Here is a 12,140-nt window from a genome sequence, read left to right as displayed (position 1 = left end):
AAAGTCCTTCATCGGGGTGATGAAGGACCGAACGCAGTCTAGGCCATGGTGTAAAGTCCTTCATCGAGGTGATGAAGGACCGAGAGCAGCCAGAGTATCGGTGTAAAGTCCTTCATCGGGGTGATGAAGGACCGAACGCAGTCTGGGCCTCGGTGTAAAGTCCTTCATCGGGATGATGAAGGACCGAGAGCAGCTAGGGCCTTGCTGTAAAGTCCTTCATCGGAAATATGAACGGGAAAACGAGAGCATCCCCACCTCCCAATCCTCTTCATCGCGGTTATGAAGGGGAAAAGGAGAGTTCCTCCGTCTCCAAATCCTCTTCATCGAGTTATGAAGAGGAAAACGCTAGCCTCCCCGCCTCCCAATCCTCTTCATCGCAGTTATGAAGAGGAAAACGCTAGCCTCCCCGCCTCCCAATCCTCTTCATCGCAGCTATGAAGGGGAAAACGCTAGCCTCCCCGCCTCCCAATCCTCTTCATCGAGGTTATGAAGAGGAAAACGCGAGTCCCCCCGTCCTCGAATCCTCTTCATCGAGGTTATGAAGAGGAAAACGCGAGTCCCCCCGTCCCCCAATCCTCTTCATCGAGGTTATGAAGAGGAAAACGAAAGTAGCCCAAGCACCCAATCCTCTTCATCGGAGCTATGATGAGCAAAACGAGGGTCCCCCAACGCACTGAATCCCCTTCATCAGAGCTATGAGCGGAAACGAGAGCAACCCCAGCTCTGATTATCAAAGAAAATCAGCCAGAAATCAGAAAATCCAGTAATAAAACTATCCCTCTGAATAATTGCCACCTCACTTTGGAAGGCTTTTAAATAGGACTATTCAAATTACCTATTTTATCCAAGTCCAATTCAATGTCACAATCCAATGTCTCAATCCAAAGTGGTGAAAATATGCTAGTCAGAGAAGACAACACAGATAGAATACATCCCGTTGTCAAAAAGCTAATGTTAGTTAATCTGATACGAAGTATTGGACAAGGTATGATGGTTGTTGTGCTAGCACTGTATCTTGATGCTTTAGGGTGGAGTTCTGTTAAAATCGGAACGGTTCTTGCTGCCGGTGGATTGCTTAGTGTTTTCCTTGCTCCGTTAGTTGGTATATTCAGTGATCGCGTAGGTAGGAAACCCTTTGTTCTGCTTTCGGAGCTTTCGACAGCAGGGTGTGCGTTGATCGGAATTCTCTCTATCAATCCGGTTCTATTGTTTATCGCGATTACTTTTTCAGGTTTTGGAAAAGCAGATGCTGGTTCAGCAAGCCCGTTTGCTCCGGCAGAACAGGCATGGCTCGCTTCCTTTATCAAACCCTCGGAACGAGGAAAAATATATAGTCTCAATAATGCGCTAAGCTTTTTCGGAATGGCGACAGGGGCGATGCTGGTCGGTACGTTGAGTTTTGGCAACCTCTCACTTGGAATCTCTGTCTACCATCTCGCCTTTTATTCTACATTTGCATTTTCAATTGCTACAGCTGCAATTGTAGTAACAGTTAGTGGAGAACCTTTTAACCGAAAAGAAAAACCAATGGAAAAGATGACCCAGATCGAAGAAGTGAAAATTACAAAAGAAGAAAATACAGCGATTTTAAAGTTAGCAGGTATCAATGTGTTGAATGGAATCGCAATTGGATTGACGGGGCCGATGATGGCATACTGGTTTTCTGTGAAATTTGGTGTAAGCAGTGCGCAAATTGGTGGTACGTTAGCTCTTACCTTTTTTGCGACCGGAATTATATCAACTTTTCAAGCTGGAATTTCAAAAAAATATGGTACAGTTCAATCGATTGTAATGGTACGTTACATTGCATGTCTTCTTCTAGTATTGATGCCACTGTTGTCCTCATATGCACTTGTATCCATTCTTTATATACTAAGAACGGCATTAAATCGAGGGTCCCAAGGTGCTGCGCAGGCACTAAGTGTTAGCTTAACGCGTGGAAAAAGAAGTGGATTTGCATCAAGTATTAATCTTTTATCAATGCGTCTACCAATTTCAATTGGTCCGTATATTACTGGCTACCTTTTCGGGTTAGGGGCTTTGGCTTTACCTTTTTATCTTGCGGCTGGTTTACAAGGTAGTTTTGCCTATTTGTATGGCAAGGCTTTCCGAGCCTACGATACAAAAATAAAACTAAATCCATCGTCCGGATGAAAAAAATCGACAAGCAGCGCTTGTCGATTTTTTAAAGAAAGCTAAACAGGATGATGAGTGCAAGTGGTATTAAAATAATAAAATACCCGATTGGGTTACCGAAGTTGATCGTCCAGCCAACACCAAAGCGTTTTTCAACAAAGATGGATGGATCACTTTTGTTGACATAAAAGAGGCCACCAACCCAATGCCTGTCATCGTCATAATCTGTTATTCCTGCAGTTGCTTCATCAATAGATTGTTTATCTGAACGTCCAACTTTTAGAGCGAATGCAATCGTAGATCCTAAAGTAATAATTAGGAAAATAATGGGTATGGCCATTACAATTTTTCCGTCCACGATATCAGGATGGATCGTTCTTAATTGAAAGAAACTAAACATTCCCGTTAATAAAATAGACGTTAAAAATAGTAACCAGCTTGTATATTTACGTAATGTTAATTGTCGTAATCGTGAAGCATTGGTTGCAGTTACACTCAATTTGATCCCAGACTTTTTTGTGCTTACGATAATCGCTAGAAACATTGCCTGCATCACTAGCAACATGAGTGGTGAGGAAATGGCTGAAACGGGTGTTTTCTCAGTAAATGCATCAGCTTCTCCGTTAATTCCCCAGTGAGTTGGAATCTGGTCTGGAAGAAGATTGTATTGAGAAATGGTATAACCGATTACACCAACTGTGATGAGTATTGGTACTAAAAAGACATACCATGGCAGCATTTCATCCTTAGCGCGTGCTGACAGATCCGCGATTTGGATTTGTTTTGTATTTTCTCCCCATTTCATTTCCTTCTTTAACTGAATTGTTTTTCCGTGAAAATAAAAATATAGGGTAAAGCTAAGCAAAATAATCGAAAATTGAATAATGGTTCCAATCAGAACAATATGTTCTTCTGAGGCATTGCTTGACTGTACCCATATTGCGTAACTTGCCAAAGCGATAATAGATAAAAGGGATACAAGTAGGGAATATTTCTTTTTAAAAGAAGAAAGTTTTTCATTTTTAATGTGTTTTTCGGGAACTGTAATCCCGAAGATAACTGTGCGTTTCACAAGAAAAGGAACTGCAGTTTGAATCCCGGCTAGAATAACGGCGATTATGAGAAAGATAGCTAACGTCATAATTATGCCTCCTTATTTGATGAGCGTTTTAAATAATTAATCGTAGAAGAAGCTAATTCTTGAATTTGTTCATCGGACATACCGACAACGATTGATTCCGCGATGAGTAATTTATAGTTTTCCTTTAACCTGTCAAAGGTAGAATCGTTGAAATCCTGTGGGGAAGAGATCACTGCTCCAGACTTCGGAACAATTCGGATAATTCCTTTTTTCTCAAGTTGGTGATAGCTTTTGTTAACGGTGTGCATGTTAATGCCAAGGTCCGCGGCAAACGTTCTCACGGAAGGTAGGGAATCACCTGGCTGAATCGACTTTATAGCAATTCCTTCGATGATTTGATTGGTGATTTGTTGGTAAATGGGAATATCGGATTCAGATTCAATTCGAATCAACATTTTCGATCCCTCCAATCTGTTCTATGTATAGTATAACACATCTGTTATACTAAAACTATAACAAATAAGAAAAAAACTTGACGAAATCTAAAATCACTGATAGATTTTTAAAGTTATATGAATAAAGTAATTTGTATATGTTCGGGGATATGGCCCGATTGTTTCTACCAAGCTACCGTAAAAGGCTTGACTACAAATGGTTTATAAGGTATCTTGTCCTTTTTACTCCTATTTGTACGTGCTTTGGTAGGTTTACACTATCAAGGCTTTTTTTATTTTTAAAAAATAAATCACATCAAAATGGGGAATATAGAAATATGAAAAATTATTTTGACTTCAATACACGCCAAACTTCATATAAGCAGGAATTTATTGGTGGACTAACAACCTTTCTATCGATGGCCTACATCCTTGTGGTCAATCCTATCGTTTTAGGTGAATCAGGGATGGATAAAGGTGCCGTTTTTACGGCAACCGCGATAACCATTATTCTTGGCTCGCTGCTTATCGGGATACTCTCTAATTATCCAATCGGGATTGCCCCTAGTATGGGTCTAAATTCATTTTTTACATATTCAGTTGTGATCGGGATGGGAATTCCATGGCAGACAGCATTAACGGGTGTTTTCGTCGCAGGTATTTTATTTGTCCTTTTAAGTGTGTTAAAAATCCGCGAAAAAATTATTAATGTGATACCACAGGATTTGAAGTATGCGATTGCGGGTGGGATTGGTTTTTTTGTCGCTTTTATTGGACTAAAAAATGCGAAAATAATTGTCGGGAACGAGGCTACATTTGTTTCGCTCGGAGACTTTACATCTGGTGCGACTGTACTTGCCTTATTCGGATTTATCATTACCTCAGTAATGCTCGTTCGGGGAATTCGTGGTGGTATATTTTACGGCATGGTTATTTCATCAATTGTTGGGATGATCTTCGGGATTATTGAGAAGCCAGCAGGTATCATAGGTAAAATACCAAGTCTTGAACCAACATTTGGGGTTGTTTTTACTGAGCTTCCAAATGTATTTACACCAGATTTAATTATTGTCATTTTTACCTTTTTATTTGTTGGATTTTTCGATACAGCAGGCACATTGATTGCTGTTGCGAGTCAGGCTGGAATCTTAAAGGAAAATAAAATTCCAAACGCGGGGCCAGCATTATTATCAGATGCTTCCGCAACTGTTATCGGTTCTGTTTTAGGGACGTCTCCGACTGCTTCCTTGATTGAATCCACTGCAGGTATTGCTGCAGGTGCACGAACTGGTTTTTCATCAGTTGTCATCTCAGGCTTTTTCTTTTTAGCCCTCTTTTTCTCGCCATTGTTAGCGGTGGTTACGTCTGAAATAACAGCTCCAGCCCTCATTATCGTGGGAGCAATGATGGTGGCAGAAGTTAGACATATTGACTGGACGAAGCTCGATATTGCCATACCGGCATTTACGACAATTATTATGATGCCATTGACATTTAGCGTTGCAACAGGGATTGCTTTAGGATTCATTATGTATCCTATTACAATGCTTGCATTGGGAAGACATAAAGAAGTACATCCAATCATGTATGTTCTTTTTGTTACGTTTATTGTCTATTTTATCTATGTTTAAAGGAAAATCCCCTGGAGATGTACAATCAACATGTCCAGGGGATTTTCTTTTTGATAAAATAACCTAGAACAGACTAAGACGATGGGGAGGGTTGGGACAAGGGACCTGTCCCTGTGACCCACTATGATGAAGATATTGGTTGTTGAGGATGATAGGACGATTGCTTCTGGGTTGGATTATACGTTGAAGCAGGAAGATTATGAGACGATTGTTTGTCATAATGTTGAGGATGCTAAGAAGGTTATTTCAGATAGTTGGAATAGTATTGATTTGTTTTTATTTGATTTATCATTACCAGACGGAAGTGGATATGAGTTATGTGAGTTAGTAAAGAAGCAAGGTGATAAACCGGTTATTTTTTTAACGGCTTTGGATGATGAAGTGAATGTTGTGATGGGGTTGGACATGGGTGCGGATGACTATATTACAAAGCCATTTCGGATTCGTGAGTTACTGTCACGGATCAAATCGGTACTTCGTCGATATAATAGACAATCAACGGCACAAACCAAGAACATCATTGATATAGAAAATATTCGTGTTAATACGTTAGAAGGTAAGGTTTATAAAAATGGAGAGGAGGTACTTCTGACTTCTTTAGAGTACCGTCTATTCCTAATATTCGCGAACCATATTGGTCAAGTTCTTACTCGAACACAATTACTTGATCGAATTTGGGATGTAGCGGGTGATTTTGTGAATGATAACACATTAACCGTTTACATCAAGAGATTACGAGAGAAGCTTGAAGATGAGCCACAAAGCCCGAAGATTATTAAGACCGTCCGTGGAATGGGCTATAAGGTTGGTGATTAATATGTTGCGTAACCGGGAAATCCAGTTCTTACTTCTGGCTCTTTTTATTATAACGTTACTTGCATCCATGTTAGCCTATATACTGATTTCGGGGCTGGCTGCACTCTTCGTTCTTTTCACATCCGTTCTATTGAGTGGATGTAGTTTGGGATTTACGAAGTGGAGATATCGTGAAATTGAAAAACTTTCTGGATATTTACGTAAGATAACGAGTGGTGATTATAGTTTAGATGTAAGAGACAATCATGAGGGCGAACTTAGCATCTTAAAGAGTGATATTTATAAAGTGACATTAAAGCTATCTGAGCATAGCGCTCTTTTGCAACAGGACAAATTAAAACTTACGAATGCTATTTCGGATATTTCGCATCAGTTAAAAACACCACTTACCTCTATGATGGTCATGGCTGATTTATTGGGGGATGCGAAACTAGATGATGCAAAACGGGTTGAATTTACAAATAACATCCGCATTCAGTTAGAAAGAATCGAGTGGCTCGTGTCATCGTTATTGAAACTTTCAAAGATTGATGCTGGAACAGTTTCTTTTAAGAAGGATAGAGTCTATGTTTCAGAGTTGATCGAACGTGCAATCCAACCTGTTTTAGTTCCAATGGATATTAAACAGCAAAACCTGCATATTGAAGGGAATAAAGAGGTATCCTTTATCGGAGATTTCAACTGGACGGCAGAAGCTCTGATAAATATTTTTAAAAATTGTGTTGAACATACGCCGGAGGGCGGTAAAATATCGATTTCATTTTCTGAGAATGCATTATATACAGAGATTCGTATTTCAGATAATGGAAATGGCATAGCAAAAGAGGATATCCCATATATCTTTAAACGTTTTTACAAGGGCAAGAATGCAGGCGAAGATAGTGTTGGAATTGGTCTAGCAATGGCCCATAGTATTATAAATAGTCAACAAGGTGATATTGAAGTGAAGAGCGGTAGGGGAGAAGGGACACAGTTCATTATAAAACTTTACAAACAAGTGATTTAGCGGCATTTCCATCGAAAGTGAATAAAATGTCACTTTAGTAGTCACTTTAGAGTCATCTTAGACAGATATACTAAACTCAACATCGAAAATATGGAGGTTTACGGATGAATATTTTACAAATCGAAAATCTGTCTAAGGTATATGGAAAAGGTGAAACAGCAGTTAAGGCACTTGATAATGTTTCATTTTCAGTAAAAAAGGGAGAATTTGTGGCCATTATCGGCCCCTCTGGGTCAGGTAAATCAACACTCTTGCATCTGCTTGGTGGTGTGGACCGACCATCTAGCGGTAAGGTTCTAATTGATAACACAGATATTTATGAACTAAATGAAACACAACTCGCGATTTTTAGAAGAAGACAAATTGGGTTAATCTATCAGTTTTATAACTTAATTCCGATCTTAACGGTAGAAGAAAATATTACATTACCCATGCTCTTAGATGAACATAAAGTTGACCCGAAGCAGTTTGCTGATATTGTAAAAATTCTCGGTCTAGAACAACGCTTAAATCATTTGCCAAATCAGCTTTCAGGAGGTCAGCAGCAGCGGGTTTCGATCGGTCGAGCCCTTATTAGTAATCCAGCCATTATGCTAGCAGATGAACCGACTGGAAATCTAGATAGTAAGAATAGCGGCGAAATCATTGAGCTTTTAAAGATGTTCAATAAAACCTATAATCAAACTCTGCTTGTCATTACCCATGATGAGCGAATTGCCCTTCAAGCTGACCGTGTCATTTCAATAGAGGATGGCAGGATCGCTAAGGACGAGGTGATTCGTCCATGAACATCATTAACAAACTGACTATTCGGCATTTGAAGGAAAATAAACGAAGAACTCTCGTCACAATCATTGGTGTTATCATTTCTGTTGCGATGATAACAGCTGTAGCAACACTGGGTGTCTCTTTTTTAAACCTAATGATTCGAGATAACATTGCTGACAACGGGGAATGGCACGTCAAATATAATGATGTTAATGTGGAACAAATCCAGGCGATTGAAAAGGATAGTCAAACGAAAAAATTGGTCCTATCAAATGACCTAGGCTATGCAAAGCTTGAGGGTTCGGAAAACAAAAGTAAACCTTATCTGTTTATTAAAGAGTACAACACAGCAGGGTTTCAACAATTTCCAATTGAGTTAGCTGAGGGACGTTTACCTTTAAAGGATGATGAAATTGTTATTTCTGAAGCAATTGCCGATAATGCTAAAGTTGAATATAACATCGGTGACAAACTGTCGGTGGAAGTCGGAAAAAGACTAGCAGTCGGGGAAGAGGAACCGCTGGGTCAGAATTATTCTTTGCAATCCGATGAAAATGGGGTTACAGAAAAACTTAAGATTGAGTCTAGTGAAACTTTTACTATTGTTGGGACCATTAAACGACCAACATGGGAACCAACATGGTCGCCAGGATACACGGTGATTAAATACGTAGACAAAAATACTTTGGGTAATACTCATACAGCAGATGCAGTCGTGGTATTAGAAAAAGTGAAGGGTTCATTATATAAACATTCAGAAACCATTGCTAAAGAAAATGGGATCAACTCTGTTTCCTATAATAAAGAATTATTGCGCTTTTATGGAGTCACAGACAATGATAGTCTGCGTCTGACCTTATTTTCTGTGGCAGGTATTATCATGGCGGTTATTATTATTGGTTCAGTCGCATTAATCTACAATGCTTTTGCAATTAGTGTATCTGAACGGTCCAGACATTTAGGAATGCTATCAAGTGTAGGAGCGACAAAAAAACAGAAGCGAAATTCCGTCTTCTTTGAGGGCGCAGTGATTGGTGCAATTAGTATTCCAATAGGTATCCTTTCGGGTCTAGGTGGAATTGGGGTAACCTTTTCGTTTATTAACACTTATCTTGAGGGAGCATTAAATGTTGCTGAAAAGCTATATGTAATTATTACACCAGCTTCACTCTTAATAGCCTGTGTGATTTCAATTGTAACGATTTTTATCTCAACTTATATTCCAGCGATGAGAGCGTCAAAGGTTTCAGCGATTGATGCGATACGACAAACACAGGATATCAAATTATCAAGAAAAACAGTTAAGACATCAAAACTTGTACGTAAACTTTTTGGAATTGAAGCTGAAATTGGCTTGAAAAATTTGAAACGAAATAAGAAAAGATATCAAGCAACTGTGTTCTCGCTTGTCATCAGTATCGTCCTCTTTTTGACAGTGTCATACTTCACAGAGGACCTAAAAAAGTCGTTAGAACTATCTGTAGATAATATAAATTATGATATTCAAGTGATTAATGATCAGATGGGCAAAGAAGATCTATTGCCGTTTACGAAACTTGATTATGTAACGAATTCAAGTATTGTTCAAACCAGCTATTTAACTACATTAATAGAGAAGGATCAACTTCCAAACGAGTTATTAAAATCTGTCGAAAATGACCCCTCCATTTTACAAGATGGTAAATTTATTTATTACGTAAGATTACATGGTTTAGACCATGACAGCTTCAGGGCCTATGCTGCAAAAGTAGGAACGGATTCTGCGAAATTCGAAAATACAAATGAACTTAATGCTATCATAATCGATAACATCAACTATCAAGATTATGAGACGGGGAAATTTGTTGAAACAAAATCAATTCATACTAACGTAGGGGATAAGTTAGCACTTAATTTAATGAACTATGAGACTGAAGAACAACAATTTCTAGCTAATATAGAAGTTGTAGCATTGAGCGACCAGTTACCAATGGGGATCTCAACTTCTAGTCTTGGTGGATTAGATATTATTGTTTCAGAGGATATATTAACAAAGATTGTTGCAGGAAATGAAAAGGCAAGAAGTGAAATCCAAACTGAATTATACATGAATAGTTCAGATCCATTGGCAACACAGGATGAGTTGGATAAAATCACAGACTCTGGTACGCATGTCTATAACGTCTATCAAAGAAGACAAGAACAAGAGCAAGTGATCGTACTTATGTCTATTTTTACCTATGGCTTTATCGCCCTGATTTCCTTAATCTCCATTGCAAATATATTTAATACAATTTCAACGGGTATCTCGCTTCGAAAACGTGAATTTGCAATGCTTAGATCAGTAGGGATGACGCCAAAAGGCTTTAATAAAATGATCAATTATGAGAGTATATTTTACGGTGTGAAGGCTTTGCTCTATGGACTTCCAATCAGCTTTGTCATCATGTATTTAATTTATTGGTCACTTAGAAATACGTTTGAATATGGATTTAATCTCCCGTGGATGAGTATCTTATTTGTTGTGATCATCATCTTTATTATTGTAGGGGCAGCCATGCTGTATTCAATCCAAAAAGTGAAAAAAGAAAATATAATCGATGGGCTGAAGCAGGAAAGTATTTAATGAGGATACTCCGTTTCCCTTTTGATCCAAAAGGACTTGGCTACTATATTTTGTGGCCAGGTCTTTTTTTTCGGGGAGCACCATTTAATTGTATGTAGACGTAATTTATTGTTTCTATTCGAATGATTTTGTATGGAGACTAGTTCTTCGAGATCTAATGAGTGTTTATGAAGGATTGGGAGAAATTATTTGATATAATAGTAAGCATCTCACAACACGTGGTGAACTTCATACAACTTAGAGGATTACAGAAATATACATACCATGGAGGAGACATATGACATTAATTCGGGAATTTCTTTTAGATTATGAATTGGACCCAACAGTAGTTAAATATCTTTCAACGATAATCATGATTCTCTTTATCACGATTCTTTGTATTATCGCCAATTTTATTACAAAAAAGGTGATCATTAGGATTATCACAAAAATCGTGAATAACACAAAATTCACATGGGATAATATGCTTTTAGAGAGGAAGGTTTTCCGTAGGCTGTCGCATATTGTTCCAGCGATTATCATTCATTACTTCGCTTCAACCTTTCAGCCGTATGATGACCTAATTAGAATGGGTGCTAATGTCTATATCACCATTGTGGCATTAATGGTTATTAATAGTATTTTAAATGCAATAAATGATATTTATCAAACGTATGAAATATCAAAGACTAGGCCTATAAAAGGGTATATTCAAGTTGTGAAAATTATTGTTATAACATTAGGAATCATTTTGGTTATTGCAAACCTAATGGGGAAGAGTCCACTTTTACTTTTGAGTGGAATAGGTGCTCTCTCGGCTGTATTCATGTTAGTTTTTAAAGATTCATTATTAGGTCTTGTTGCAGGTATCCAATTGACATCCAATGATATGGTTCGCGTTGGAGACTGGATTGAAATGCCGAAGTATGGGGCTGATGGAGATATTATTGATATATCTCTAGTAACAGTTAAGGTGCAAAATTTTGATAAGACGATAACAACACTCCCTAGTTATGCTCTTATCTCCGATTCATTCATCAATTGGAGAGGAATGCAAACCTCTGGTGGACGTAGGATTAAGCGTTCATTGTTTATTGATTCAACAAGTATTTCATTTTGTACGGAAGAGATGATTGAGAGATTTAAAAACATCCAGTATTTAACGGATTATATTACAAGAAGAGAACATGAAATCGAAGAATACAACATGAAGCATGACATTAATCGTAGTAATCCGGTAAATGGAAGAGCTCTGACAAATGTCGGTGTATTTAGGGCGTATATTAGCAATTATCTTCAAAAACATCCCGGTATCAATCAGGATATGACATTGATGGTTCGGCAATTGGCACCTACAGAGAACGGATTGCCACTAGAGATATATGCTTTTACAAATGATGTAAGATGGGACGTGTACGAAACGACCCAGGCTGATATCTTTGACCATCTTTTTGCAGTTGCTCCAGAATTCGGACTGCGCTTATTCCAAAATCCATCTGGACACGATTTCAAGTCGATTGTGGCTGAAAATGGAGAGGATATCATGCATAGAGAACGGGAAAATTGATATAGTACAAGAGGTATAGTTATTAAAGGTGATATCCTATGGGGTATTGCCTTTTTATTAGTCTTTTTAAACCACACGCTCTGCGTGTGTGCAAACGAAACTTATAGAGTCGTACCA

9 protein-coding genes and 1 riboswitch are annotated in these 12,140 nt (G+C 38.3%); of the genes, 7 read left to right on the top strand and 2 right to left on the bottom strand.

What is annotated here, in order from left to right:
* Window positions 1–897: 897 nt before the first annotated feature.
* Window positions 898–2,154, top strand: coding sequence for an MFS transporter (locus ACFSFW_RS14450; RefSeq protein WP_388039268.1), 1,257 nt, complete (start codon window positions 898–900; stop codon window positions 2,152–2,154).
* 31 nt (window positions 2,155–2,185) lie between these two features.
* Here the strand turns inward: ACFSFW_RS14450 and ACFSFW_RS14445 are convergent, their stop codons facing one another.
* Together ACFSFW_RS14445 and ACFSFW_RS14440 are read right to left on the bottom strand one after the other, a co-directional pair.
* Entirely contained in the window at window positions 2,186–3,277 is a 1,092-nt protein-coding gene (locus ACFSFW_RS14445; RefSeq protein ID WP_388039266.1) for a DUF1648 domain-containing protein, read from the bottom strand.
* Window positions 3,278–3,279: 2 nt separating this feature from the next.
* Window positions 3,280–3,672 carry a GntR family transcriptional regulator gene (locus ACFSFW_RS14440; protein ID WP_388039264.1) on the bottom strand — a complete coding sequence of 131 codons (393 nt, stop codon included), beginning with the start codon at window positions 3,670–3,672 and terminating at the stop codon, window positions 3,280–3,282.
* Between the two features lie 111 nt (window positions 3,673–3,783).
* Window positions 3,784–3,885, top strand: a riboswitch (purine riboswitch).
* Window positions 3,886–3,989: 104 nt separating this feature from the next.
* Here ACFSFW_RS14440 and ACFSFW_RS14435 point away from each other — a divergent pair.
* The 6 genes from ACFSFW_RS14435 to ACFSFW_RS14410 all read left to right on the top strand — a co-directional run bounded on the left by ACFSFW_RS14435 (window position 3,990) and on the right by ACFSFW_RS14410 (window position 12,023).
* Window positions 3,990–5,282, top strand: a complete 1,293-nt coding sequence (locus ACFSFW_RS14435) for an NCS2 family permease (protein ID WP_388039263.1) — start codon at window positions 3,990–3,992, stop codon at window positions 5,280–5,282.
* 126 nt (window positions 5,283–5,408) lie between these two features.
* Complete coding sequence (locus tag ACFSFW_RS14430) at window positions 5,409–6,098, top strand: response regulator transcription factor (protein ID WP_304214956.1); 690 nt, start codon at window positions 5,409–5,411, stop codon at window positions 6,096–6,098.
* Between the two features lies 1 nt (window position 6,099).
* Window positions 6,100–7,104, top strand: coding sequence for a sensor histidine kinase (locus tag ACFSFW_RS14425; protein WP_388039262.1), 1,005 nt, complete (start codon window positions 6,100–6,102; stop codon window positions 7,102–7,104).
* A gap of 104 nt (window positions 7,105–7,208) precedes the next feature.
* A complete protein-coding gene (locus ACFSFW_RS14420) occupies window positions 7,209–7,892 on the top strand; it encodes an ABC transporter ATP-binding protein (protein ID WP_099353244.1) in 684 nt (227 codons plus the stop codon).
* The gene (locus tag ACFSFW_RS14415) at window positions 7,889–10,477 is read left to right on the top strand and encodes an ABC transporter permease (protein ID WP_388039260.1); all 2,589 of its coding nucleotides are present in this window, start codon (window positions 7,889–7,891) and stop codon (window positions 10,475–10,477) included. Before ACFSFW_RS14420 ends, ACFSFW_RS14415 begins: the two co-directional genes overlap by 4 nt.
* Window positions 10,478–10,754: 277 nt before the next feature.
* Window positions 10,755–12,023, top strand: a complete 1,269-nt coding sequence (locus ACFSFW_RS14410) for a mechanosensitive ion channel family protein (protein WP_388039258.1) — start codon at window positions 10,755–10,757, stop codon at window positions 12,021–12,023.
* Window positions 12,024–12,140 lie beyond the last annotated feature (117 nt).

Origin of the sequence: Ferdinandcohnia salidurans (assembly GCF_042680725.1) — a bacterium.
Lineage (GTDB): Bacteria > Bacillota > Bacilli > Bacillales > Bacillaceae_L > Ferdinandcohnia > Ferdinandcohnia salidurans.
This window is presented reverse-complemented; position numbering and strand designations above follow the sequence as displayed.